24 protein-coding genes and 1 tRNA gene are annotated in these 25,171 nt (G+C 38.8%); 20 read left to right on the forward strand and 5 right to left on the reverse strand.

All coding sequences use genetic code 11. From position 1 onward, the window contains the following. Positions 1-116: 116 nt before the first annotated feature. Positions 117-1,508, reverse strand: coding sequence for an amidase (locus FJR11_RS08610; protein WP_168503285.1), 1,392 nt, complete (start codon positions 1,506-1,508; stop codon positions 117-119). Positions 1,509-1,609: 101 nt separating this feature from the next. Beyond that, a tRNA-His gene (locus tag FJR11_RS08615) sits at positions 1,610-1,682 on the reverse strand. Between the two features lie 125 nt (positions 1,683-1,807). Between FJR11_RS08615 and FJR11_RS08620 the strand changes: the two genes are divergently transcribed. The 6 genes from FJR11_RS08620 (at position 1,808) to FJR11_RS08645 (ending at position 5,857) form a co-directional block, all read left to right on the forward strand. Next, a complete protein-coding gene (locus FJR11_RS08620; RefSeq protein WP_168503286.1) occupies positions 1,808-2,188 on the forward strand; it encodes a DUF4359 domain-containing protein in 381 nt (126 codons plus the stop codon). A gap of 168 nt (positions 2,189-2,356) precedes the next feature. Next, on the forward strand, positions 2,357-3,706 hold the full coding sequence (locus FJR11_RS08625; protein WP_168503287.1) for a GUN4 domain-containing protein: 1,350 nt from the start codon (positions 2,357-2,359) through the stop codon (positions 3,704-3,706). 86 nt (positions 3,707-3,792) lie between these two features. Further along, entirely contained in the window at positions 3,793-4,536 is a 744-nt protein-coding gene (locus FJR11_RS08630; RefSeq protein WP_168503288.1) for a sirohydrochlorin chelatase, read from the forward strand. Continuing rightward, on the forward strand, positions 4,529-5,284 hold the full coding sequence (cobA, locus tag FJR11_RS08635) for a uroporphyrinogen-III C-methyltransferase (RefSeq protein WP_174762983.1): 756 nt from the start codon (positions 4,529-4,531) through the stop codon (positions 5,282-5,284). The genes FJR11_RS08630 and cobA overlap by 8 nt, the downstream gene beginning before the upstream one ends. Continuing rightward, positions 5,284-5,574, forward strand: a complete 291-nt coding sequence (locus FJR11_RS08640; protein WP_168503289.1) for a BrnT family toxin — start codon at positions 5,284-5,286, stop codon at positions 5,572-5,574. The genes cobA and FJR11_RS08640 overlap by 1 nt, the downstream gene beginning before the upstream one ends. Then, positions 5,564-5,857 carry a hypothetical protein gene (locus FJR11_RS08645; protein ID WP_168503290.1) on the forward strand — a complete coding sequence of 98 codons (294 nt, stop codon included), beginning with the start codon at positions 5,564-5,566 and terminating at the stop codon, positions 5,855-5,857. Before FJR11_RS08640 ends, FJR11_RS08645 begins: the two co-directional genes overlap by 11 nt. Positions 5,858-5,876: 19 nt before the next feature. Here the strand turns inward: FJR11_RS08645 and FJR11_RS08650 are convergent, their stop codons facing one another. Beyond that, complete coding sequence (locus FJR11_RS08650; protein ID WP_168503365.1) at positions 5,877-6,917, reverse strand: response regulator; 1,041 nt, start codon at positions 6,915-6,917, stop codon at positions 5,877-5,879. 233 nt (positions 6,918-7,150) lie between these two features. Between FJR11_RS08650 and FJR11_RS08655 the strand changes: the two genes are divergently transcribed. From FJR11_RS08655 to FJR11_RS08710, 12 genes are all read left to right on the forward strand, one after another. Further along, a complete protein-coding gene (locus tag FJR11_RS08655; RefSeq protein WP_168503291.1) occupies positions 7,151-8,083 on the forward strand; it encodes an RluA family pseudouridine synthase in 933 nt (310 codons plus the stop codon). Between the two features lie 618 nt (positions 8,084-8,701). Continuing rightward, entirely contained in the window at positions 8,702-9,223 is a 522-nt protein-coding gene (locus FJR11_RS08660) for a phycocyanin subunit beta (protein ID WP_168503292.1), read from the forward strand. Positions 9,224-9,305: 82 nt separating this feature from the next. Further along, positions 9,306-9,794: a phycocyanin subunit alpha gene (cpcA, locus tag FJR11_RS08665; RefSeq protein WP_168503293.1), complete on the forward strand. Its 489-nt coding sequence runs from the start codon at positions 9,306-9,308 to the stop codon at positions 9,792-9,794. Between the two features lie 268 nt (positions 9,795-10,062). Next, positions 10,063-10,923, forward strand: a complete 861-nt coding sequence (locus tag FJR11_RS08670; protein WP_168503294.1) for a phycobilisome linker polypeptide — start codon at positions 10,063-10,065, stop codon at positions 10,921-10,923. Between the two features lie 49 nt (positions 10,924-10,972). Further along, positions 10,973-11,218, forward strand: coding sequence for a phycobilisome linker polypeptide (locus FJR11_RS08675; RefSeq protein ID WP_168503295.1), 246 nt, complete (start codon positions 10,973-10,975; stop codon positions 11,216-11,218). Positions 11,219-11,228: 10 nt separating this feature from the next. Continuing rightward, the gene (locus FJR11_RS08680) at positions 11,229-12,059 is read left to right on the forward strand and encodes a HEAT repeat domain-containing protein (RefSeq protein ID WP_168503296.1); all 831 of its coding nucleotides are present in this window, start codon (positions 11,229-11,231) and stop codon (positions 12,057-12,059) included. Between the two features lie 172 nt (positions 12,060-12,231). Then, entirely contained in the window at positions 12,232-12,831 is a 600-nt protein-coding gene (locus tag FJR11_RS08685) for a HEAT repeat domain-containing protein (RefSeq protein WP_168503297.1), read from the forward strand. A 37-nt stretch (positions 12,832-12,868) separates the two neighbouring features. Then, positions 12,869-13,705: a phycobilisome rod-core linker polypeptide gene (locus FJR11_RS08690; RefSeq protein WP_168503298.1), complete on the forward strand. Its 837-nt coding sequence runs from the start codon at positions 12,869-12,871 to the stop codon at positions 13,703-13,705. A gap of 102 nt (positions 13,706-13,807) precedes the next feature. Further along, complete coding sequence (locus tag FJR11_RS08695) at positions 13,808-14,551, forward strand: phycobilisome rod-core linker polypeptide (RefSeq protein ID WP_168503299.1); 744 nt, start codon at positions 13,808-13,810, stop codon at positions 14,549-14,551. A gap of 140 nt (positions 14,552-14,691) precedes the next feature. Beyond that, positions 14,692-15,399, forward strand: coding sequence for a phycobilisome rod-core linker polypeptide (locus tag FJR11_RS08700; RefSeq protein WP_168503366.1), 708 nt, complete (start codon positions 14,692-14,694; stop codon positions 15,397-15,399). Positions 15,400-15,517: 118 nt separating this feature from the next. Beyond that, positions 15,518-16,279, forward strand: a complete 762-nt coding sequence (locus FJR11_RS08705) for a phycobilisome rod-core linker polypeptide (RefSeq protein WP_168503300.1) — start codon at positions 15,518-15,520, stop codon at positions 16,277-16,279. 202 nt (positions 16,280-16,481) lie between these two features. After that, positions 16,482-19,799 carry a PAS domain S-box protein gene (locus FJR11_RS08710; protein ID WP_168503301.1) on the forward strand — a complete coding sequence of 1,106 codons (3,318 nt, stop codon included), beginning with the start codon at positions 16,482-16,484 and terminating at the stop codon, positions 19,797-19,799. Here the strand turns inward: FJR11_RS08710 and FJR11_RS08715 are convergent. Then, positions 19,781-20,749 carry a diguanylate cyclase gene (locus tag FJR11_RS08715; protein WP_168503302.1) on the reverse strand — a complete coding sequence of 323 codons (969 nt, stop codon included), beginning with the start codon at positions 20,747-20,749 and terminating at the stop codon, positions 19,781-19,783. The two genes, FJR11_RS08710 and FJR11_RS08715, sit on opposite strands and share 19 nt — an antisense overlap. A 119-nt stretch (positions 20,750-20,868) precedes the next feature. Then, on the reverse strand, positions 20,869-21,570 hold the full coding sequence (locus FJR11_RS08720; protein WP_168503303.1) for a rhomboid family intramembrane serine protease: 702 nt from the start codon (positions 21,568-21,570) through the stop codon (positions 20,869-20,871). Between the two features lie 119 nt (positions 21,571-21,689). Between FJR11_RS08720 and FJR11_RS08725 the strand changes: the two genes are divergently transcribed. Together FJR11_RS08725 and prfB are read left to right on the forward strand one after the other, a co-directional pair. Continuing rightward, the gene (locus tag FJR11_RS08725; RefSeq protein ID WP_168503304.1) at positions 21,690-23,759 is read left to right on the forward strand and encodes a tetratricopeptide repeat protein; all 2,070 of its coding nucleotides are present in this window, start codon (positions 21,690-21,692) and stop codon (positions 23,757-23,759) included. Positions 23,760-23,919: 160 nt separating this feature from the next. After that, positions 23,920-25,033 (forward strand): peptide chain release factor 2 gene (gene prfB / locus FJR11_RS08730; protein WP_168503305.1). Its coding sequence is split into 2 segments (ribosomal slippage): positions 23,920-23,991 and positions 23,993-25,033, totalling 1,113 coding nucleotides; the frame shifts between segments, so codons are not numbered across the junction. The last annotated feature ends 138 nt before the right edge of the window (positions 25,034-25,171 follow it).

The following is a 25,171-nucleotide window of genomic DNA, read 5'->3' on the forward strand; positions in this document are numbered from 1 at the left end:
GAATTGAGATTTTGCGATAGACTCAAGAAAGATTCTTTGCGCCTCTGCGCCTTTGCGTGAGCCTTATTCATCCTGTAAATCCTCAAATCCTGTAAATCCTGATTCAGACAGTCTATCTAAAGTGCGGGACGATGTTGAATCCAAGGATTAGCGGCTTCTAATTGCGCTGCTAAACTAATTAAAGTAGACTCAGCCGCAGGTTTACCAATTAACTGCACACTTATGGGTAAACCATTACTATCGAAACCGACGGGAAGGGCGATAGCAGGTAATCCGGTAGCATTCGCTACTGGGCAAGGGGCAACCCAGTTGGCAATTTTGGCAAATGTCTCTTCTGGACTCAAATCTGCCCATTCACCTATGCGAATGGGAGAATGTAGATAGACGGGTAATACCAACACATCTACGGTATCAAAAAATGCGATAATTTGCCGGGAGACAATTTGCATTTGGGAAAGTGCTTGCAGATATTCAGCTACAGAACCATTTTTGGCTAATAACCATTGGTTTAAAGGTTGTAAGGCTTGCGAAGGAATTCCCGCTGCTGCTATTCCAGCTTGCCAAACCACTATAAATGGTTCGATTAAACTGCTAAAATCTGGGTATTTTTCCTCAACTTGATGTCCAAATTGTGCTAATAATTCGACGGTTTTTAATACTCCTTGTTTACAGTTAGCGTCAGCTTCTCCAAAGGGCAGAATATTGGTACTAAAGGCAATTTTCAGAGGTTCTAATTTAACTTCAGTTGCGGCCAGAAATGATGGTTGGGGATCTGGTAGCCAATAAGGATCACCGGTAACATAACCAGAGATCACATCTAACATCGCCGCTGCATCAGCCACTGTGCGGGCAAGGGGACCATCAACCGCAATACCCCCCAAACGATCGCCTACAGGGGCTTTAGAGACTCTTCCTCTGGCTGGTTTGATGCCGACAACACCACAACAAGCCGCTGGACCACGCACTGAACCACCACCATCTGAACCTTGGGCAATCGCACTTAATCCCGCTGCTACTGATGCTGCTGCACCACCACTAGAACCACCAGGAGTATATTCTAAATTCCAAGGGTTTCTCGCTGGGGGAAATCCCGCAGGTTCACTGTAAGGATAAGAACCTAATTCTGACGTTGCGGTTTTACCAAGAATAATAAAACCAGCTTGTTTAATTCTTGTAACTACACCATCATCATGATTAGCAATATTATTTAACAGTGCCGGATTTCCGTAAGTACAAGTAACACCTGCAACCGCACTCAAGTCTTTAATAGAAATTGGCACACCAAAAAATGGCGGTAATTCTGAAGTTGTTGTCAGTAATTCTGTTTTATTTTTAGCATCAGCAATGGCTAAATCTGCCGTGACTGTAAAATAACTACCTAATTGGGGATTTAAGCGTTCGATTCTTTCTAAATATACTTCCACCAACTCTAGAGGTGACACTTCCCGCAGACGGATCAATTGTGCTAACTCTAAAGCTGGGGTAAAAGCTAAATCATTGTTATTCATTATAAATCTGCCAATCTAAATAGTTACTTTAGCAGGATTTTTGAGAATTATCTTTTTTAATTCATAACAACTGTGAAATCACAGATCATATAATCTAATAGGGCGAACGATGGGGATCGAACCCACGAATGGTGGTACCACAAACCACTGCCTTAACCACTTGGCTACGCTCGCCATTTAACTCACTTCCTGAGTATAGCACTACCTCTAGAAAATAATCAAGCTTTTTTCGCCAGAAATTAGATAATTTTCTTGGTAGTCTTTAAAAGACTAATAACTATACCAGATCAGGCTAGAATATGAAACCTTTGACTATTCTTATATGTGTAGGAGCAGCGAGCGTTACCATCCTGGGCGCAATTATGGCGAAAACCAATCCTAACCAGCCTGAATATGAACAGTATGCAATCCAAAAGCTGACGACATACTTAGAAGCTGATGTCTGTAAAAAAACACCGAGCTTTCTAGAAAAATTAATCAAAGTTAATTGTCAAGAATTGCTTAAATCCGCCACACCACACATCAAAGAACTAATTACCACCACAACTAACCGCCAAGATTATATGATCTTTAGTATTTACCGCACGGAAATTAAACTTGATTCTTGGATACCAGGATACAAGTTTGAAACAGTGGGAGCATTGAATCAATTTTATACTTACAATGCTGAAGAAAAATAAATCAGCATAAATCAGATCAAGACTTAAGATACAAGTAGTCCTGGAAAATAACTACTACCGCAGGGCGGAATTAAAAATTAAAAATTAAAAATTAAAAAAGCTGATTGTATAAGCTTTTCAGAGATTTTTAATGGTTGGTTGATTTACGCCGTTGTGTACTACTATGTGATGAGTTTTTGTACTAACTGTCTGTATCCGCAAAATCCCGATAATGCGCGGTTTTGTCTCAAATGTGGTAAACCGCTGTTACTTAAAGATCGCTATCGTCCCCTTTATCCTCTAGGTCAGGGTGGTTTTGGCAGGACATTATTAGGAGTGGATGAGCATATCCCCTCTCAACCTCAATGCGTAATTAAACAACTCTGTTTTCCTGAAGAGAATCCAGCCAGTTTTCAAAAAGCTGTGGATTTATTTCGTCAAGAAGCAGTGCGTTTAGATGAGTTGCGTCATCCCCAAATTCCCCAACTATTGGCACATTTTGAACAGGAAAATAAGTTATATTTAATACAAGAATTAATTACAGGCCAGACATTAGCGCAGGAATTGGAGCAGCAAGGGGTTTTTAATCAGGGTAAAATCCAGAAACTACTGCAAGATTTATTACCTGTGTTGGAATTTGTGCATATTCATCATGTCATTCACAGAGATATTAAGCCGGAAAATATTATGCGAAAATCCCCAGGAGGAGATTTAGTTTTGATTGATTTTGGTGTTGCTAAATTTATTTCTGCCACTGGGATGATGAAAACAGGGACAACCATTGGTAGTCCTGAATATATGGCTCCTGAACAAATACGCGGTAAGGTATTACCAGCTAGTGATCTTTATAGTTTGGGTGTTAGTTGTATTCAACTCTTGACGGGGATTTCTCCCTTTGATTTATATGATGACACAAGCGATCGCTGGGTTTGGCGAGACTATTTACCTCCAGAAAATCATATTACATCCCATCTAAGTGAAATTATTGATAAACTTATTCATAATGCCCTGGCTCAACGTTACAAATCTGCTCAAGAAGTCCTAGCTGCAATAGAAATAAAAACCCAACCAGCACAAAAACAGCAACTTAATACTCTTCGTTCTGATACTGGTGTCAATTACCAAAAGTTACGTGATTTCCTGGTCTGGAAACAGTGGGAAAAGGCAGATAAAGAAACTTGGGCGTTAATGTGTCAAGCTTTATCTAAACGCATAGGTAGTTATTTATCTAATAGTGATTTAGAAAGTTTACCTTGTCAGGATTTTCAAATAATTGACCAATTGTGGACAAAATATAGCCAAGGACATTTTGGTTTTAGTATCCAAACCCAAATTTATCATACCTGTGATAGCGACTATGGACAATTCTGCGCTACGGTAGGTTGGTATTTGCCCTATTCTACTTCTGTCCGTCAACAATTATCTTTTAAGTTATCAGCACCAACAGGCCATTTACCTTCTCACTTTTGGGTTAGTGGTAATCAGTTAGGAAGACACATGAAAGCATTAGCGGCAAAGGTAACAAGCTGTTACAATTAATCAAATTTAGTCATTGGTAATTGGTAATTGGGAAATTTTTCTCCTGTGTTTCCCAGTCCCCAGTCCCCAGTCCCCAGTCCCCAAATATGCAAATTAACAACTTTACAGCTTATCTTTTAGTATCTCACGGGAGTCGTGATCCTCGTCCTGATCTGGCTATGCAGCAATTAGCTGGGCTTTTGAGTGAGATGTTACCCCAAGGTGAAAATTTCGTAGGTGTTGCTACCCTAGAGGCTAATATTCAACCTTTACATCTGCAAATTCAAGATTTTGCTGATCGTGTTCAGGCTTTTGGCTGTAAAAGGGTGCAAATTATCCCCCTATTTTTGTTACCGGGATTTCATGTGATGACTGATATTCCCGCAGAAATCGCCCTTGCAGAACAGGCTATAACTGAAGGAATGACAATAGAATTGCGTCCTTATGTTGGTAGTTATCCTGGTTTAGCCAAGTTTTTCACGAGGATGATGATGACAGTAACATCTGATGTATCAATTATTTTAGCTCATGGTAGCCGTCGGGCTGATTCTCATACCTCTGTGGAAAATATAGCAGCTACGGTGGGCGCAGTTACGGCTTATTGGTCTGTACCTCCGAGTCTAGAAGTCAGAGTACAGGAATTGATAGCCGCTGGTTATGGACAAATTGCGATTTTCCCCTATTTTTTATTTACAGGTGGCATCACTGATGCGATCGCTCTGGCAGTAAAAACGCTAGAATTACAATTTCCATCGGTAACTTTTCAACTCGCGCAACCTCTAGGAACAAGTCGAGAATTTGCTGATTTAATCTGGGATTTCATTAAAGAAGAGGAAAAAGTTTTTGGGTAAAGTTTATTTAGTTGGTGCTGGGCCTGGAGATCCTGGACTCATGACTCTCAAGGGAAAAGGTTTATTAGCCTGTGCAGATGTCGTTATCTATGATGCTTTGGTGAGTCCAGAAGTGCTGGAAATGATCAATCCTGAAGCAGAACAAATCAATGCGGGTAAACGCATGGGTAGACATTCACTGTTACAGGAAGTCACTACCCAATTACTGATTGAGAAAGCAGAAAATCATGCCATAGTTGTCCGGCTTAAAGGTGGTGATCCTTTTATCTTCGGTCGTGGTGGGGAAGAAATGGCAGAATTGGTAGCCGCAGGGATTTCCGTGGAAGTTGTGCCAGGGATTACATCAGGAATCGCCGCAGCGGCCTATGCTGGTATTCCTTTAACCCATCGGCTTTATAGTTCTTCGGTAACTTTTGTAACTGGACATGAATCCGCTGGTAAGTATAAACCCCAGGTAAATTGGCAAGCCATCGCTCACGGTTCAGAAACTATAGTTATTTATATGGGTATTCACAATTTACCCTACATTATTGAACAGTTTACTCTAGCTGGGTTGAGTTTAGATACACCCATTGCCCTAATCCGTTGGGGAACTCGGCCAGAACAGGAAGAATTAATTGGTGAATTGGGGACAATTGTGGCACAAGTGGAAGCAAAGGGATTTCTTGCTCCAGCAATAGCGGTAATTGGTGCAGTTGTTAAAATGCACGGTATATTATCCGGTAAAGAAAGAAAATTCAATAAGTAATGAATTTTGTTTACCAAACCCAGGGAATTGAGTTTGAATGGGATATAAATAAGGCCGAGAGCAATTTTGTTAAACATGGTGTTAGATTTGAAGAAGCAGTAGAAGCATTTTTTGATCCTTTTTATCAAGAAGGAGATGCTAGTGCTAATAATGAAGAACGGAATTTTATTTTGGGATATTCATTATCACAACGTTTACTATTAGTTGTTTATGTAGAACGACAAACCAGAAACAGAATTATTTCTGCTCGTCTAGCGACAAAACCCGAAAGGAGATTATATGAGCAATAATGAAGAAATGAAATTACAATTGCGTCCTCGTTTCACAGAAGTTCTTTCCATCAAAATACCCACAGATACTTTAGCATCACTAGAAGAAGTAGCTGTTAATAAAGATATGTCTATAGAAGCTTTGCTGAAATTTTATATCGGACAAGGTTTACGAGAAGATATAGCCAAATTATTTAATGAACGATTATTAAATACAACTGTGGAAGTTTTGTCACGTCATATTGAATCTCAGGAAGAAGTTTCTAAAATTATCCAAGAAATTAAGGCTGAAACAATTAGATAAATTAGATATCTGGAAACTTTCACACAATATGCTGAAAAATAATTTTCAGTAAATCCCCTTGGGAAAAAGGTTTTTCTAAATAGCCATTAGCTTTGACAAATTTGGCTTTTGCTCTATTTCTTAATCCCATTCTTTCTGTCATTAAAATTACCGGAGTATTTTTATAATTTGTGTGTTTCCGTAATAAGGAACAGATTTCATAACCATCTAAATCAGGCATTTCTACATTTAGTAAAATGATATCTGGTTGCACGCGCAAAATTTCCATTAAAGCCTGGGAAGAGTCCATGAATTTAATAATAGAAAATATTTTCTCATCTAAAAAATCTTCTATAGTATTTAATATGTTATAATCATCGTCTACACAAAAAATACTGCATTTCTTTCTCTCAGTCACTGGGGAGTTGATAGGTTGCTTGATATTTGGCTCAAAATCAACTTGATCAGTATTGCCTTTGGTTAATTGTTCCTGATCTTTTTTGTGTGCTTCTGGTTGATGATAAGTTTCAAAATTGAGATTTTCTTGAATATTAACTTTTACCCCTGTTTGACATTGTTCCACTAAAGTTCTTAAGTTTAAATGACAAAACTTAGGCAAATTATCTAAAAAAGTATGGGGAACGAACTCATAACTACCATATTCTAAATCTAGTAATGATTCTAAAACTTCTAATGCTAATTGTTCAATTAATAAAGCAGCTTGAAAGTGACTAATATATTTTTGATTAACTAACCAACAAATAGCTAAATAATCAGGATTGGGGATGGACTGATTCTCAATGTCTTTTTCAAAAATCATCCGTACCTGTTCATTAATACCCAGAGGAAGAGTAGAAATTTGCTGACTTAACCTCTGTAAGTTACGGTAAAGAGGTTCAAACATTTCCTCTGAGTAACCAGCATATATTAGTTTGCCTTGATCCATATATATTGACCATGCACCAGACTCACTAAATACTTGCAAACAACCAGTAAAGGAGTCATTAGTAATCTTCTTTAATAAGGTAATTGGTTGTAGCTTTTGGAAGAATCTATATCTACTAATAGGAATTGTGTTCATGTTCTGACATTGATCATTAAATTTTTCTTTCATGATCATTTAATCACTAGATTTGACAACGGTTTTGAATTCTTATTCTTGAATTCTTTCTTTTAGGTTACTATATATTTTTTAGATGAATAAAAAAGTATGTTAAAGCTATGATGAAAAAATGAAGTATAGAAGTTCTCCTGGAACACTTTTAATGTTTAATCTCCATGTTTCTTAAATCACCCATTACTTAATACCCCATCGTGTCTGCAATTAATATCCAAGTTCCCGAAAATACTGATCGCCTAGATCGCTACTTATCCCAAGAGTTATCAGATTTATCCCGTTCTCGCATCCAGCAGTTAATAGAACAGGGTCATGTGCAAGTTAATGATACAGTTTGCACATCTAAGAAGATTAATCTCAAAACAGGCGATCGCATTATTCTCGAAATTCCCGCCATCCAACCTTTAGCACTAATCGCCGAGAATATTCCCCTAGATATCCTTTATGAAGATGATGAGTTAATCATTCTCAATAAACCCGCTGGTTTGGTGGTTCATCCCGCACCCGGCCATCCTGACGGAACTTTAGTCAATGCTATCTTGGCACACTGTCCCAATTTACCGGGCATCGGTGGTGTGCAACGGCCGGGAATAGTCCATCGTTTAGACAAGGATACAACGGGAGCGATTGCGATCGCTAAAACAGACCTAGCTTATCAACATCTACAAGCACAACTACAAGCAAAAACCGCCAGAAGAGAATATTTAGGTTTAATTTACGGTGTTCCCAAAACAGAAACCGGAATTATAGACTTACCCATTGGTCGCAATCCCCAAGACCGCAAAAGAATGGCCATTGTTTCCATAGAAGATGGTGGACGGAATGCAGTCACTCACTGGCGAGTAAAAGAACGCTTTGGAAACTACACATTAATCCACTTTCAACTCGAAACAGGCCGGACCCATCAAATTCGCGTCCACAGCGCCAAAATGGGTCATCCTATCGTTGGCGACCCAATTTATAGTTCTGGTCATTCCCTCGGCGTAAATTTGCCAGGACAAGCATTACACGCTTGGAAACTCCAGCTACAACATCCCGTTTCTGGAAACTTGGTGGAAGTGACAGCACCCCTTCCCCGCAGCTTCGCAACTTTACTGGAAGTATTGCGCCGTCGCAGCGGTCTTTATTAAGAATTTCTGCAAAAATAGCAATTTACTCTCAATTTGTGAATATAGCTTTTTTCCCATTTATATCCCCCCAGGGGGGAAAAAAACAGAAAGTTTTCAAAATATTTAGAAATGTAAATTTAACACTCCTTAACAAAACTCAGATAAATCTTATGCAACAGAAAACGGCTGTAATCTGTTTATAACAGGGAGTTTCTGGAAAATTAAAACAATCTTTAACTGCTGAATATTGCGATTGTTGTCAAAAATTGTAAAGTTCTGTAACAGAAATATCGAATTTTTATCAGTTATACTCCTTATATGTAAAGGATTTGAGGCTTTTCTTAGGCGATCATCTTATTTATTCATAATTTGTAACAAATAAAGGCTCTATGGCATTGTATAAACATAAACTGTAGGGGTTAAACAACAGAGGAAAGTTGAAAAAAGCGGGCAATTCATCAAGTTTGCCAGTTTCTCATAAAATTCCCCTTGACTCTCATAATTTCTGGTTTGTAAACTGTAAACTAGTAAATGAGAGAATGAATTGAGAAACGCTTTGATTTGACTCCGTTGCGAACAAATCCAAATTAGTTTTAATTTAGACATCTCTCAACTAAGTAATTTAGGAGATTAGAGTCCATGACATTAGATGTATTTTCCAAAGTTGTTTCCCAAGCCGACGCTAGAGGCGAATTCCTCAGCACCGAACAACTAGATGCTTTAACCGCAGTTGTAGCTTCCGGCAGCAAGCGTTTAGATGTTGTTAACCGCATCACCAGCAACGCTTCCGCTATCGTTACCAACGCGGCTCGTTCTTTGTTTGAAGAACAACCAAACTTGATCGCTCCTGGCGGAAACGCTTACACCAACCGTCGTATGGCTGCTTGCCTCCGCGACATGGAAATCATCTTACGCTATGTAACCTACGCCGCTATCGCTGGTGATGCTAGTGTTCTTGATGACCGTTGCTTAAATGGTTTGCGCGAAACATACCAAGCTTTGGGTACTCCTGGTGCTTCTGTAGCAGTTGGTGTTGGCAAAATGAAAGAAGCAGCAATCGCGATCGTTAACGATCCTAACGGTATCACCAAAGGTGATTGCAGTTCTTTGGTTTCTGAAGTTGCAAGCTACTTTGACCGCGCTGCGGCTGCTGTTGCCTAACAACTCATTACAAATTAGCTCGAATCTTAATTGAGCTTTTCCCAGCAAAACAAGCAAGAAACTATCTAGGAGATTTTCACCAATGAAAACACCAATTACCGAAGCAATCGCATCTGCTGATACCCAAGGACGCTTTTTAAGCAACACCGAATTACAAGCAGTTAATGGTCGTCTAGTTCGTGCTGCTGCCAGCATGGAAGCTGCTCGTGGTTTGACAGCTAACGCTCAAAAATTAATTGACGGCGCTACCAGTGCTGTTTATAGCAAATTCCCTTACACCACCTCCACACCAGGCAATCAATTTGCTATGGATGCTCGTGGTAAAGCTAAATGCGCTCGTGACGTTGGTCACTACCTCCGCATCATCACCTACAGCCTAGTTGCTGGTGGAACAGGTCCTTTGGATGAGTTCTTGATTGCTGGTTTGACTGAAATGCACGCAGCTTTCGACTTATCTCCTAGCTGGTACGTAGAAGCTTTGAAATCTATCAAATCTAATCATGGTTTGAGCGGTCAAGCTGCTAACGAAGCTAACACCTACATTGACTACGCAATCAACGCTCTTAGCTAGATAGCGTCATGCCCGGAGAGGGATACAATTGTTAGATGGAGTTACCCCTAAAGGGGTTCGCCAGTCGTTCATGGGGAGTCACTGCGTAAGTTGGAAAATATTCCAACTGGGAATTGAGTGGCGTTAAAATCTCCAAGATCATTCTGGTTCACCTAGCAATTGGATCTAGCTCCGGGCATAGTTTTATCTCCAGATAGAAGTTGTTAATCAGAGCGTGAAAATCACTGGAAAAAGTGATTTTGGATTGAAAACAATAAAGGGGAAAAATATGGCAATTACAACAGCAGCATCCAGACTAGGAACAGAGCCTTTTAGTGACGCACGCAAAGTTGAACTACGCCCCGCTGCCAGCCGTGAAGAAGTCGAAGCGGTAATTCGTGCCGTTTATCGGCAAGTCTTAGGAAATGACTATATATTGGCATCAGATCGTTTGATTGGTGCAGAATCACTTCTCCGTGATGGCAATTTAAGCGTGCGCGAGTTTGTCCGCAGCGTCGCTAAATCAGAACTCTACAAAGCTAAATTCTTCTACAACAGTTTCCAAACTCGGTTAATTGAACTCAACTATAAACATTTGTTGGGTCGCGCACCATACAATGAGTCCGAAGTAACTTACCACTTAGACTTATATATTAACCAAGGTTACGACGCGGAAATTGACTCCTACATTGATTCTGAAGAATATCAAAACAGCTTTGGGGAAAGTGTTGTTCCCTACTATCGCGGTTTTGATTTTCAAGCAGGACAAAGTGCAGCCGGTTTTACGCGGATGTTCCGTTTATACCGTGGTTATGCCAACAGCGATACTGCTCAAGTTGAAGGTTCTAAATCTCGTTTAGCGCGGGAATTAGCTAGTAATAAATCTTCCTCAGTTGTTGGACCATCTGGTAGTAACGATAATTGGGGTTTCCGTGTATCTGCGGATAACGCTCCTAAGCAAAATCTCGGTAATGCTGTAGGAGAATCAAATCGCACTTACCGTGTTGAAGTTACAGGCATTCGCAATCCAGGATACCCCAGCGTGCGCCGTAGCAGTACAGTATTTATCGTACCTTACGAGCGCCTGTTAGACAAAATGCAGCAAATTCAGAGAGTTGGCGGCAAAATTGTCAGCGTAATTTCCACGTAAGATCCGGTGCTGTTCACCGACAAAACTCATCATAGGAGATATAGAAGTAATGTTCGGTCAAACCACACTTGGCGCTAGTAGTGTTTCTTCATCTGCCAGCCGCGTATTTCGTTACGAAGTTGTCGGCTTAAAGCAAAACCAAGAAACCGACAAAAATAAATTCGACATTCGCCGCAGTGGTAGCGTATTTATTACCGTACCCTACGGACGCATGACTGAAGAAATGCAGCGGATTAGCCGTTTAGGTGGCAGAATCGTCAAAATTGAAGCTTTGACTGTGGCAGATTCAGAATAGCACCCTGGCAATGATAGAAACCAGTGGAGAAGAATATTCTGTAGAGAATGCACCAAATCTCACACCAGAGATAGCTATTGCTAACCTGCAATCACCAGATTTAAGTCTCCGCTATTATGCTGCTTGGTGGTTGGGTAAGTTCCGCGTCAGTCAGCCAGAAGCCATAGACGCACTCATCGCTGCGTTAGAGGATGAATCTGACAGAACCGAACTGGGTGGTTATCCCTTACGGCGTAATGCTGCCAGGGCGCTTGGTAAATTAGGCAATTTCAAAGCCGTACCAGGTTTGATTAGGTGTTTAGAATGTGCTGATTTTTATGTCCGCGAAGCAGCAGCCCAATCTTTAGCTATGCTTGGGGATAAAACAGCATTACCAGCCCTGATAAAACTGCTAGATGGGGGAGTTGAGGCTGCTGTACAAGTACCTGGTTTTCCCCACCTTGCCCAGCCCTATACAGCAGTAATAGAAGCCTTGGGAGCTATGGGTGCAACTGAGGCTATTTCCCTTGTTCAGCCTTTTCTCAAGCATTCAGTTCCTCGATTACAATGCTCCGCCGCGCGAGCCATGTATCAACTGACACAAGACTCTATTTATGGTGAGTTGTTAGTGAAAACTTTGGCAACAGGTGATTTGAAAATGCGTCGCGTTGTTTTGGGGGACTTGGGGGCAATTGGGTATTTGGCCGCAGCCGAAGCGATCGCCGTTGCACAAGTGGAAAATAGCTTTAAACTTATCGCTTTGAAAGGATTATTAGAGTATCAACTGCCACAACAGTCTGATACTTTTGGTATATCTGAACAAGCTATCCGAGTCATGAATCTCATGGATTCACTCTTGTAGGGGCGGGGTTTCCCCGCCCATGATGGGGTTTCCCCGCCCATGATGGGGTTTCCCCGCCCATGATGGGGTTTCCCCGCCCATGATGGGGTTTCCCCGCCCATGATGGGGTTTCCCCGCCCATGATGGGGTTTCCCCGCCCACAAAGTTGTTTTTTGCTACTGACAACGGAAAAATGGATGAACTAATTCGGGCTGTCACTGTAGCAGAAACACCTGACCAAATGGTGACAGCGGTTAAAAATCTGGCAGCAACCAAAGATCCATCGGCAATTCCGACTTTAATTGCTGTCTTTGGTTATAACAATCCAGAAGCGGGCATAGTGGCAGCAGCAGCATTGACGCAGTTGGGAGAGATAGCAGTTCCACAATTGCTAGACCAAATTGATGATTATAACTATGGCGCACGGGCTTATTCGATTCGTACAATAGCTGCGATCTCCGATCCCCGTGCTTTGGATATTCTCATCTCTACCACACTCACTGATTTTGCCCCCAGTGTTCGCCGTGCCGCTGCTAAGGGACTAGGAAATCTACAATGGCAGAAGCTAGACATTTCTGCAAGTCAAATAGCCATCAACCGCGCCCTAGAGACACTTCTGTTTATCTGCGAAGATACAGATTGGTCAATTCGTTATGCTGCTATTGTTGGGTTACAAGCTTTGGCAAAAGTAGCTATAGTTCAATCGCCTATTTTTGCTAAATTGCAATTAATGCTGACTAACGATACTGAAAAAGCCGTTCGCGCTCGCGTTCAGTTGGCCTTAGCCCAGTAAACTGATTTATATACCATATAACAAGGTAAAAGTAAAGATGTCAATACCACTACTAGAATACGCGCCCAAATCGCAAAACCAGCGAGTAGAAGGTTATGAAGTTCCCAACGAAGACACCCCAACTATTTATCGCTTAGATCGGGCTACGTCAGATAAAGATATTGATAGTATCATCTGGGCTGCATACCGCCAAATTTTCAGCGAACACCTGATTTTAGCCAGCTATAAGCAAACCGCTTTAGAATCACAATTGCGAAATCGGGCGATTACCCTGCGTGATTTTATCCGAGGTTTGGGTAAATCAGACGTTTACCGCACCCAAGTAGCAGAGACAAACACCAACTATCGCTTAGTTGACATCACCTTAAAACGGTTCTTAGGCCGGGCTGCTTACAACAAAGACGAAGAAATCGCTTGGTCAATTGTGATTGCTACCAAAGGGTTACACGGTTTTATAGATGCTTTATTAGAATCAGACGAGTATTTAGACAACTTTGGTGATGACATTGTCCCTTTTCAACGTCGTCGCTTTGGTTCTCGCCCCTTTAATCTAGTTAATCCCCGTTATGGTGCTGACTGGCGCGATACTCAAAACATTCGTGGTATGGCTGGCCGTTCCTACTATAGCATCCGCACATCAGGACAACTAACTACAGCAGATATCCGTCGGGCAATTCCTGCCAACTTCTTCATTATGGCAGGGGCAATTATTACCAACGAATGCAACTACCAACGCAGTTTGGCTACCGCCCAATCTTTCGTTAGTAGCGGCGAAATCCCTGATACAAGCAGAGATAATCAAGAACAACCCACAGTTAAACCTGTAGCAGTTTCTTTACCTTATCGTTATATTCCTGCTAACGCTAAAAATTAGTTATTAGTCATTAGTCATTGGTAAGAACAACTAACAACTGACAACTAACAACTAACAACTAACAACTAACAACTGACAACTGACAACTGACAACTAACAAACATGACAATACCTTTACTAGAATACAAACCCAGTTCTCAAAACCAGCGCGTTTCTGGTTATGAAGTCCCCAACGAAGATACACCCACAATTTACCGCATCGAAGACTATGGCTTTGGTGGAGAAGTAGAAGAATTAATTTGGGCAGCTTATCGGCAACTTTTTAGCGAACACGTAATTCTCAAATTTTACCGCCAAGTTCATTTAGAATCCCAAGTAAAAAACAAGGCTATTACCGTCCGCGATTTTATCCGAGGTTTAGCTAAATCTGAAGCTTTCCAAAGTTTGGTAATTCAGAGTAATTCTAATTACAGATTAGTAGAAATTGGGCTGAAACGGTTATTAGGTCGCGCACCTTACAACAAAGAAGAAGAAATCGCTTGGTCAATTGTGATTGCTACCAAAGGTTGGGGTGGTTTTGTGGATGCTTTGCTAGATTCTGAAGAATATCAAAGCAACTTTGGTGAAAATATCGTTCCCTACCAAAGACGACGTTATAAAGATAGACCCTTTAATTTGGTAACACCACGATACAGCGATTACTGGCGCGACCAACTTGAAGAAGCTCGTTATAAATGGGGTGACATCAAAAACTTTTTGGATATGGCAAATTCCATTAAGATTAAAACAGTGACTCACAAACCAGTTAGCACTGCCAATATCCAAATTCCTAACACTACTAGGGAAACAACATCAACAGGTATTCCTGTTTCCATTAGTCCTAGTGCTGGGTTTCCCGGACGCTAGATAGTTTTTTAACTAGCTGGGTAATCTCGGTTACAAAAGTGATAAAGTTTGTATTTTTTTAAGGATTTTAATTTTAGTTAGTTTGCTAAGTATGACGACATTTTAAGATGCCAACTTTACCAAAAGGCAGGTTCTTTAAAATGGCAATTCCTTTACTTGAATACAAACCTACAACTCAAAACCAAAGAGTTAGCAGCTTTGGTACGGCAGATATTAACGAAGACAATCCTTATATCTACCGCATTGAAAATGCTAACTCTGCCGGCGAAATTGAACAACTAATTTGGGCGGCCTATCGCCAAGTCTTCAACGAACAGGAGATTCTCAAATTTAACCGCCAAATTACCTTAGAAACCCAACTCAAAAATCGGTCAATTACGGTTAAAGACTTCATTCGTGGTTTGGTGAAATCAGAAAGGTTTTATCAGCTAGTTGTGACACCAAATAACAACTATCGGTTGGTAGAAATGTTCCTGAAAAGGATCTTAGGTCGTTCTCCCTACAATGAGCAAGAAAAAATTGCTTGGTCAATTCAAATTGCTACTCTAGGTTGGGGAAAATTTGTGGATGTTCTGATTGATAGTAGCGAGTATGAACAAGCCTTTGGCGAATATACCGTACCCTATCAACGCAAACGGATGACCACAGACCGCCCAATCAGCTTTACGCCTCGCTATGGTGCTGATTATCGTGACCGGGCAGGTATTGTCCAAAAAGGTCGGTTTTTCTTCCCAAGCTCAAGGCCAAATGTTGATTTGGGGGCATTGTCTGCTGTATTACTAGTAATAACCGCAGGCATTACTTTCTTATTTATCCTCCATTGGTTAGGAATGAGTAATATCTACTAACCTTTTAAGGGGAAAATAAGATCAAGAGGAAATAGGGAATAAGCAATAGGGTAAAACTATTCCCTATTCCCTGTTTCATTATCTTTGTTTAATTAGATCATAAAAGGAGAAAATTAATATGGCATTGCCATTACTTCAATACAATCCAAGCAGTCAAAATCATCGGGTGGGCAGCTTTGGCGTTGCTGACCAAAATGAAGATACACCTTATATCTATCGGATTGAAGATGTTAGTTCTTACACTGACATGACAAACATCATTTGGGCTGCTTATCGCCAAGTTTTCAGCGAACATGAAATTCTCAAGTTTAACCGTCAAGTGACTTTAGAATCTCAACTTAAAAACGGTTCTTTGTCAGTTCGTGACTTTATCCGGGGTTTGGCTAAATCTGAAGCTTTCTATCGTTTAGTTGTTTCTGTTAACAACAACTACCGTTTAGTAGACATCACCCTCAAACGCTTATTGGGTCGTTGTGCTTACAATAAAAGAGAAGAAATTGCTTGGTCAATTGTCATTTGCAACAAAGGTTTTAGCGGCTTTGTTGATGTTTTATTAGATAGCGAAGAGTACAACCAAAACTTTGGTGAAAATACCGTTCCTTACCAACGTAAACGGTTTGTAGATCGTCCTTTTAACTTGGTAACTCCTCGTTACGGTGTAGACTTCCAAGAAACAGCCGGTACAGTCAAAACCGACTGGCGCTTTACCTTGGAAAACTTCTACAGTGCCAAAGCCAAAGAAAAGCGCATGGCAGAAGGAGATCCTCGCAAGTTTGCCGCTATGGCTGGTGCTGTATCTGGTAAAGGTAATTACGCTCAAAAGCTATCTTCCTTTGACATTGATTACCTAAATGCTGTTCCTTACCGTGGTAAACGCTAGTACCGCTTTCTCGGAATTAAAAATTAATAATTAAAAATTAAAAAAGCAGACTATACAAGCTTTTTAGGAATTTTTAATAGTTAGTTGACTTCCGCTGTTGTGTACTAAATTTAGCAAAAAATTTTCAATTTATAGGGTGTGTTAGGAAGGTGATTCTTGACACACCCTAGATTTATTGGTTATGGTATAATTTTGCTGAAAAATGCAGTTATACGAATTTTATCAACAGTTGCTACACTGTGTATATTCTAAATTAGCAGAACAAGCTGCGGAATTAGAAGCTATTAACCAACGCTTACAAAAAGCGGAAGCAGCAGTCAGAGACAAGGAAGCTATCCTGCGTAGCTTTTATGATTCTGCACCCATGATGATGGGTGTGGTGGAATTACTAGATGATGATATTCGTCATTTATCTGATAATTCAACTACTGCTAGGTTTTTAGGAACTACTCCAGAGGATATACCCAATAAACTTGCTAGTCAAATGGGTAGGTCTGAAAAAGATATTCGCCAATGGATAGAATATTACCAAAAAAGTCAATACACAGGTGAATCTGTCCACTTTGAGTCTCAGCTAACGGTTAATAATATTCCTAAATATTTATCGGCTACAGTTAATTATATTGGCAGTGGTGATCATAATTATCCGCAATTTACATATTTTGTTGAGGATATGAGCGCCCGTTTCATGATCGAAGCAGAGAGAGTTTATCTGTCAAATCTTTTGGAAGCTAGTTTAAATGAAATTTACGTTTTTGATGCCAAAACATTAGTTTTTCGGTACGTAAATCAGGGGGCGCTTCAAAACTTAGGTTACTCTTTGACAGAAATCCAACAAATGACACCTTTGGACATTAAACCAGAAATGACAGTGATTAAATTCCAATCTTTAATTGCTCCCTTAATAGCTAGTGAACAAGAAATTATCCAGTTTCAGACTATTCATCAACGGGTAAATGGTAGTTTGTATCCTGTGGAAGTTCATTTACAACTGATGAAAGAGTTGGGGAAAAAAGTATTTTTAGCTGTTATTTTGGATATTACCGAGCGTCAAGAAACCGAAAAACAAGTCAAATTTCAAGCCCAGTTATTAGCACAAGTTAGTGATGCAGTAGTAGCGGTTGATCTCAATCACCAGATTATTCATTGGAATACTGCTGCTGAAAAACAGTATTGTATTACTGCGGCAATAGCAATAGGTAAAAAGATCAATGAATGTTATGAATATCTTTGGATAAAATCAACAGATGAAGAAAATGCTTTTGCAGCTTTAGTCACTATAGGTTATTGGCAAGGGGAAAATATTCATCGCAAGCTGAATGGAGAAGAGATATTTGTTGAATCATCAGTGACAATTCTCAAAGACGAATATGGTAATCAGATGGGATTATTAAGTGTAATTCGAGATATTAGTGAACGGAGAAAAGCAGAAGTAGCTTTGCAACAGCAATTACAAAAAATGTTGCTACTTAAGCAAATTACTGATGAAATTCGCCAGAATTTGAAAACACAGGATGTTTTTGAAGCTGCTGCTGTGCAAATTGGCCAGGCGTTTGCTGTTAATCGCTGTCTCATTCATACCTATAATGCTGAACCAGAGCCGCATTTACCTTTAGTTGCAGAATACTTAAATGGCAATTATCAATCAATGAAAGGAATAGAAGTTCCGGTTATAGGTAATCCTCATATTCAAGAAGTATTAAAAACAGATCTGGCAATTGCTACACCTGATATTGATAATGAACCATTATTGCAATCTGCTATTAATCTTTGTCACCAATTGCAACTTAAGTCCTTGCTAACTATTCAGACTTCTTATCAAGGAAAACCCAATGGCATAATAGGCTTACATTATTGCTGGGAACAAGAGAATATAAAGCCAAAAATTCGGAAATGGACACCTGATGAAATTGAATTATTAGAAGCTGTAGCTGCTCAAGTCGGTATTGCTATAGCTCAAGCAACTTTTTTGGAAACAGAAACCTATAGACGGGAAGAATTAACACTAAAAAACTCAGCCCTAGAGCAAGCAAAACAACAAGCAGAAACTGCTAACCGTGCTAAAAGTGAATTTCTGGCTAATATGAGTCATGAAATTCGGACACCAATGAATGCTATTCTTGGTTTTGCGGATTTGTTGAAATCAGTAGTAATTGAAGATCGTTCTCGTTTTTATGTTGATGCTATTGCTGCCAGTGGTAAAACTTTACTCAGATTAATTAATGATATTCTTGATCTGTCTAAGATTGAAGCTGGTAAACTCGAACTATATTATGAACCTGTAAATTTGCGATCGCTAATTCAAGAAATTATCCATATTTTTAAACCTCTCTCAACTGAAAAAGAATTAAACCTATGTTGCCATATTTCAGAAACAGTTCCTAATGCTATTTATATTGATCAAATTAGATTACGGCAAATTCTGTTTAATGTAGTTGGTAATGCTTTAAAATTTACAGAACAAGGATATATTCAAATATTTCTTCGCGCTCAAACATATTTTATAGAAAATGAAGAAAATATCTGGCTAGAAATTGCTATTAAAGATACAGGAATCGGCATTGATAGCCAAGAACAACAAAGTATTTTTGAAGCTTTTGTCCAAAGTTATGGACAAAGTAATCGCAAATATGGTGGTACAGGTTTAGGACTAGCAATCACACGCAAATTAATCAATATGATGGGGGGAATGGTCACAATTCAAAGTACCTTAGGTGAAGGTAGTATTTTTACTTTTGTATTTCCTCAAGTTTTACCTGCTACTGTGGTTAAAGAAATAACATCATCTCGTCAAGACGATAATTTCAACCAATTTTTACCCAGTAAAATTTTAGTAGTTGATGATATAGAATCAAATCGGGAATTAATTAGAGGATATTTTGAAAAAACTCACCATTTCCTGATATTTGCAGAGAATGGAGAAGAGGCTATTAATTTAACCAAATTGCATCATCCTCATCTAATATTACTCGATTTGAGAATGCCTCGCATGGATGGAAAAGAAGCATTAAAATATTTGAAACAAGATCAAAATACCCAAGATATTCCCATCATTATTCTTACTGCTTCATCTCAACAAGAAGAGCAGTTTGAACTTGAGAAAATCTGTCAAGGATTTTTACGTAAACCAGTTAGTCGTCAACAACTAGTTAGTGAACTCAAAAAACATTTAAAATTGGGTCTTGTAATCCAAGAACAAACAAATAAAGAACCTGATATTTCTGATCCTACTACCCAAATAATATTAACTTGTCCAATTAATTTACCAGATTTATTTATTAAGTTAGATCAAGAAGAAATAGTCTGGTTTACCTTACGTAAAACTCTTAAAATTCGTGAATTAAAGAAATTTAATCAACGCCTAAAAAAGTTAGCAAAAAACTATGATTGCCAGCTATTATTAGACTATGCTGATCATCTCAAAACTAATTTAAATACTTTTGATATAGTAAACATAACTCAGATCGTCAATGATTTTCCATCTGTGCGAAAAACTCTCATTCAAGAATATACTTCTTGAGGAAAATGATGAGCAATTACTCGATTACGTCCTTGATTTTTAGCTTGATAAAGTGCCTTGTCAGCCCGTTGAATCAGGACATCAATATCTGTATCACCCTTCTGATAGCTACCCACACCAATACTAACTGTGATTGATACTAATTTGTCATCAATAGGAATCTTTATTTCTTCTATATTTACTCTAATCCGTTCAGCCGTAATTACTGCGGCTTGACTGTCAGTTTCTGGTAATAATGCCACAAATTCTTCCCCCCCAAATCTCCCTAAAACATCTATATTGCGTAAATATTTCATGACAGTTTCTGTCATGATAATTAGTACCTCATCTCCTATAGCGTGTCCATAAGTGTCATTAACATTTTTGAAATGATCAATATCAATCATTAGTACAGATAAGGGACGATTATATCTTCGAGAACGTTGAGTTTCTTGTTCTGCTATATTTAAAAGATAACGACGATTCCAAACTCCTGTTAATGAATCTGTATTAGCTAATTTTTCTAGACTTTTCACTAATTCTTTTTGCTCCTCCAGCATTTTTTTTAGTTGATTTTGTGTATATCTCAACTCTAAATGAGTCCTGACACGAGCTAAAAGTTCATAGGTATTAAATGGCTTGACTACATAATCAACAGCACCTTTGTCAAAAGCTTGTAATATATGCTCCTGTTCATTACTGGCAGTGATAAAAATAATCGGAATATCTGCTAAACTGAGATCAGATTTAATTTTGTCACATACCTCAAAACCATTCATATCTGGCATCATTAAATCCAATAATATTAAATCTGGACGTACCAATTGCATTCGTTCTAAAGCTTGGTTCCCACTGGAGGCTAAGGTAATTTCATAGCCTGCTGATTCTAAGGCTTGTGCCATAACTTGTAAATTTAGGAGGACATCATCTACCACCAAAATTAAGCAGTTCTCAGGATTAAGTCTTGTCATAAAATTCTTACCTTTTCCTTAGTTATTGCTATGGTTATTTAAGAAAATTAATTTTTATGATTTAGCTAAAAAAATATTATAAGTAAATATAACATCTTAACATGATTTATCCAAATATTTTAAAGTCTCTGCCTGATTCTCATGAAAGTCGCACCGGTCACCAAAGCGGCAAATTGTCCCCAGTAACTGACACTAGAGAAAGAACGACCACCGACAATGTTTAAACTACCTATTCCATAAAATGACTGCTGTACAAACCACCAAAATAAATAGAAAATAGCTGGTATTTCAACAGGTATATATAAAACTAATAAAGTCAGAACTGAATATATTTTTGCCTGGGGAAATTTGATGATATATGCACCTAAAATAGCTGCAATTGCTCCATTTGCCCCAATGATTGGAACTGTTATATCCGATGATAAAATAATTTGGACTATGCCACAAAAAAAGCCAGCAGTTAAGTAAAGTAGTAAATATTGTTTATGCCCCAAAATACTTTCTACCGTTTTCCCAAATACCCATAGAAACAGCATATTACCTAAAATTTGGCTAAAACTGCCATGGAGGAATAGCGACACCAGTAAAGAAAGTAACCGCCAAAATACAACTACCCAAGCCGCAGAATTGTCAAAAAAAGCATTGGCAATTGCAATATTTATTTGCTCAGGGATAATCCCCCAATTATTAATTAAATTCCCTAATTCATCACTCCAGTTTAATTTGACTTCCCAGAGAAATATCACTAGGTTAATCCCAACTAACCAATAATTAATAATTGGCTTTTGCCAACTGTGGATATTGTCATCTATAGGAATCATCTTAACTTTAGCATTTGGGTTACTGGTTTTTGGTTACTAATCAATATTTTTGCTTATCTTCTCATTTTTGTGTGGCAAGATTGTCATAATGTAACATTATAGTCAAATAGGCTGGTGAAATGTTGGGAAACACCCTTGTAGGCAGATATCAAATTACCAATTACCTCGGAGGTGGAGGATTTGGTGAAACTTATGTCGCTAATGATACGCAATTACCAGGCTCACCTCAGTGTGTAGTCAAGAAACTCAAACCTCAGTCCACTGATATTTTACACCTGGAAATAGCTAGAAGGTTATTTGACACAGAAGCCCAAGTTTTATACAAATTAGGGATTCATGATCGGATTCCGCAACTTTTAGCTTACTTTGAAGAAAATGCCGAATTCTATCTGGTTCAGGAACTTATTGTTGGTAATGATCTTAGTCAAGAATTAAAACCTGGTATAATCTTCACTCAAGATCAGGTAATTTGCCTATTACAAGAAATTTTAGAAATTTTGGACTTTGTACATCAACAAAAAGTAATTCATCGTGATGTCAATCCTCGGAATATTCTCAGACGGGAACAAGATCATAAATTAATTCTAATTGATTTTGGTGCAGTTAAACAAATTACGACAAAATTAGTAAATTCTCTAGATATTACTAAATCTACTGTTGCTATTGGCACACCCGGTTACACTCCAGGGGAACAAGCACAAGGCACACCAAAATTTAGTAGTGATATCTATGCTTTGGGAATTATTGCTATTCAAGCTTTAACCGGATTATCTCCTGAACAATTAGACAAAGATCCCGAAAATAATGAGATTATTTGGCAAAATTATGCCACTGTATCTCCAGAATTCGCACAATTTTTAAATCAAATGGTGTGTTATGATTTTCGTCAACGTTATGCTTCCGCGACCATAGCATTACAAGCCTTAGAAAACTTAAATAAAAATACATCGGGAACTATAGTTTTTTCTCCTGCTACTTTACCAACTCAAGCAAATACTTCCAAAACTAAAAAAGGGATATTCTGGAAATTATTATTAGGAATATTTGTGTTAGGTATTGGTAGTGTTGGCGCAATATTTATGCTCAATCGTATCAACAATCAGAATGCTATAGAATTATATAATCAGGGAAATACTCTGATTCAATTACAACGCTATGAAGAAGCTTTAGCAATTTATGAAAAAGCTGTAGATATTAAACCTAGTTATTCTCAAGCTTTATATGGTCAAGGTAAAGCATTATTTCAATTAAAGAAATATCAAGAAGCTTTAATAGCTTATGATCAAGCCATTCAAATTCAACCTAATTATTTAGAAGCTTGGACTAATCGAGGTTTTGTTTTAGTCAGCCTCAAACGTTATTCGGAAGCCCTTGCCACCTTTGATAAAGCATTACAACTAAAAAATGATAATCCTCAAGTTTGGCAAATTAAAGGTGATGTTTTTATAAAAATTAATCAATATAATAATGCAGTTAAAGCTTATGAACAAGCGGTTAACTTGCAACCTGACAATGCTCAATTATGGTACAAAAAAGCATCAGCATTACAAAATCTTAAACAGTATGAAGAAGCAATTGTAGCTTACAAAAAAGCCATAGAATTAAAACCTGATTATGAATTAGCTTGGTATAACTTAGGTAATTGTTCAGTTAATTTAAATCGTTATGAATATGCTTTACAGGCTTATGATCAAGCCGTACAGTATAATCAAAATAACTCCGCCGCCTGGTTATCTAGAAGTAATGTATTGATGACATTACGTAGATATCCAGAAGCAATTGATTCTTTTAGCCAAGTTATTAAATCTAATCCTCAACAATATCAAGCATGGTATAATCGGGGTTGGGCATTGCATCAAGTCAAACGCTATCCAGAAGCAATAGAATCTTATCAGAAAGCTATTAGTTTAAAGGGAAATGATTATTTAGTATGGTATAATTTAGGAAATACACAATATAATTTACAAAAATATCAAGAAGCGATCACTTCCTATAACAAAGCAATCCGCTATAAACCAAATCATTATCAAAGTTGGTACAGTAAAGGCAACGCCTTATTAAATTTGCAACAATATCAACAAGCGATCACATCCTACGACAAAGCCATAGAATATAAACCAGACTACCAGCAAGCCATAGAAGCCCGCACAAAAGCCCAAAACATCCCCAAATTCCCCATCAAATTCTAATTCCCCTCAACTCTTTCTCTTTGCGCCTCTGCGCCTCTGCGTGAGAAAAAAATCATCCCATTAACTCAGCAACACCCTGAGACCTGACCAAAATCCAGTAAAATTTAAAATACAAATTATCTTAGACAAATCTCAAGTCCTGACAACTTGAGCCAAAATTATGGACGTATTAGAACTAAAACGCGAAATCGAACTGTTATCTAGCCGCCTGGGTAAAACCCAGGACTATCTTTGACGTACCCGCACTCAAAGCCAAAATTCACGACTTAGAACAAATCTCAGCCCAAACAGAATTTTGGGAAGACCAAACCCAGGCACAAAACACCCTGCAAGAACTCAATGATCTAAAATCCCATTTAGATCAGTATTATCAGTGGCATTCTCACCTAGATGATACTAGGGTAGTAGTTGAGCTATTGGAACTAGAAACCGACACCGCACTATTGCAAGAAGCGGAATCTACCATTACCAAACTCAATCATGACCTTGACCAATGGGAATTACAACAACTACTTTCCGGCATTTACGACGATAAAGGCGCAGTTTTGACAATTAACGCCGGTGCTGGTGGTACAGATGCCCAAGACTGGGCATTTATGCTGATGCGGATGTATACCCGTTGGGCAGAAGATCATGGTTATAAAGTCACCCTAGCCGAAGAATCAGAAGGTGACGAAGCCGGCATTAAATCTGCCACCCTAGAAATTACCGGACGTTATGCCTATGGTTATTTGCGTTCGGAAATGGGTACTCACCGTCTAGTCAGAATTTCTCCCTTCAACGCTAACGGAAAACGACAAACCAGCTTTGCTGGAGTCGAAGTCATGCCGCAAATAGATAACACCGTCAAATTGGACATTCCAGAAAAAGATTTAGAAATTAGCACCACCCGTTCTGGCGGTAAAGGTGGGCAAAACGTCAACAAAGTAGAAACCGCAGTCCGAATTGTTCACCTCCCCACCGGTCTAGCAGTCCGTTGTACAGAAGAACGTTCCCAACTGCAAAACAAAGAAAAAGCCCTAGCCCGTCTTAAAGCCAAGTTGTTAATCATTGCCAAAGAACAACGCGCCCAAGAAATTGCCGAAATTCGTGGCGATATGGTCGAAGCCTCCTGGGGTAATCAAATCCGTAACTATGTATTTCACCCTTATCAAATGGTGAAAGACCTCCGGACAAACATGGAAACAACAGCCGTCACCGATATCATGAATGGTGAACTTGATATGTTCATTCAAGCCTATCTCAGACAAGAAAACCAAATAGTTGACGCGTAAGTCAGAGGGAACAGGGAACAGGGGGAGAAATTTCTTCCTTTGCGTCTTTGCTCCTTTGCCTCTTTGCGCGAAACAAAATCAAGATATGTAACTCATCTTCCTCATCACCTATTCCCCCACAACCGGTTACATTAATAA

The sequence above is a fragment of the Anabaena sp. UHCC 0187 genome, from assembly GCF_009712035.1.
GTDB lineage: Bacteria > Cyanobacteriota > Cyanobacteriia > Cyanobacteriales > Nostocaceae > Dolichospermum.

What these genes read in the sequence shown, in the direction of transcription:
- FJR11_RS08680 (WP_168503296.1), top strand. Translation starts at nt 11,229, where the DNA reads ATGATAGAAACCAGTGGAGAAGAATATTCTGTAGAGAATGCACCAAAT.
- FJR11_RS08670 (WP_168503294.1), top strand. Translation starts at nt 10,063, where the DNA reads ATGGCAATTACAACAGCAGCATCCAGACTAGGAACAGAGCCTTTTAGT.
- FJR11_RS08640 (WP_168503289.1), top strand. Translation starts at nt 5,284, where the DNA reads ATGAATTTTGTTTACCAAACCCAGGGAATTGAGTTTGAATGGGATATA.
- FJR11_RS08710 (WP_168503301.1), top strand. Translation starts at nt 16,482, where the DNA reads ATGCAGTTATACGAATTTTATCAACAGTTGCTACACTGTGTATATTCT.
- FJR11_RS08690 (WP_168503298.1), top strand. Translation starts at nt 12,869, where the DNA reads ATGTCAATACCACTACTAGAATACGCGCCCAAATCGCAAAACCAGCGA.
- FJR11_RS08625 (WP_168503287.1), top strand. Translation starts at nt 2,357, where the DNA reads ATGAGTTTTTGTACTAACTGTCTGTATCCGCAAAATCCCGATAATGCG.
- FJR11_RS08685 (WP_168503297.1), top strand. Translation starts at nt 12,232, where the DNA reads ATGGATGAACTAATTCGGGCTGTCACTGTAGCAGAAACACCTGACCAA.
- FJR11_RS08725 (WP_168503304.1), top strand. Translation starts at nt 21,690, where the DNA reads ATGTTGGGAAACACCCTTGTAGGCAGATATCAAATTACCAATTACCTC.
- FJR11_RS08695 (WP_168503299.1), top strand. Translation starts at nt 13,808, where the DNA reads ATGACAATACCTTTACTAGAATACAAACCCAGTTCTCAAAACCAGCGC.
- FJR11_RS08660 (WP_168503292.1), top strand. Translation starts at nt 8,702, where the DNA reads ATGACATTAGATGTATTTTCCAAAGTTGTTTCCCAAGCCGACGCTAGA.
- cpcA (WP_168503293.1), top strand. Translation starts at nt 9,306, where the DNA reads ATGAAAACACCAATTACCGAAGCAATCGCATCTGCTGATACCCAAGGA.
- FJR11_RS08705 (WP_168503300.1), top strand. Translation starts at nt 15,518, where the DNA reads ATGGCATTGCCATTACTTCAATACAATCCAAGCAGTCAAAATCATCGG.
- FJR11_RS08630 (WP_168503288.1), top strand. Translation starts at nt 3,793, where the DNA reads ATGCAAATTAACAACTTTACAGCTTATCTTTTAGTATCTCACGGGAGT.
- FJR11_RS08675 (WP_168503295.1), top strand. Translation starts at nt 10,973, where the DNA reads ATGTTCGGTCAAACCACACTTGGCGCTAGTAGTGTTTCTTCATCTGCC.
- FJR11_RS08610 (WP_168503285.1), bottom strand. Translation starts at nt 1,508, where the DNA reads ATGAATAACAATGATTTAGCTTTTACCCCAGCTTTAGAGTTAGCACAA.
- FJR11_RS08700 (WP_168503366.1), top strand. Translation starts at nt 14,692, where the DNA reads ATGGCAATTCCTTTACTTGAATACAAACCTACAACTCAAAACCAAAGA.
- FJR11_RS08650 (WP_168503365.1), bottom strand. Translation starts at nt 6,917, where the DNA reads ATGAACACAATTCCTATTAGTAGATATAGATTCTTCCAAAAGCTACAA.
- FJR11_RS08645 (WP_168503290.1), top strand. Translation starts at nt 5,564, where the DNA reads ATGAGCAATAATGAAGAAATGAAATTACAATTGCGTCCTCGTTTCACA.
- FJR11_RS08720 (WP_168503303.1), bottom strand. Translation starts at nt 21,570, where the DNA reads ATGATTCCTATAGATGACAATATCCACAGTTGGCAAAAGCCAATTATT.
- FJR11_RS08620 (WP_168503286.1), top strand. Translation starts at nt 1,808, where the DNA reads ATGAAACCTTTGACTATTCTTATATGTGTAGGAGCAGCGAGCGTTACC.
- FJR11_RS08715 (WP_168503302.1), bottom strand. Translation starts at nt 20,749, where the DNA reads ATGACAAGACTTAATCCTGAGAACTGCTTAATTTTGGTGGTAGATGAT.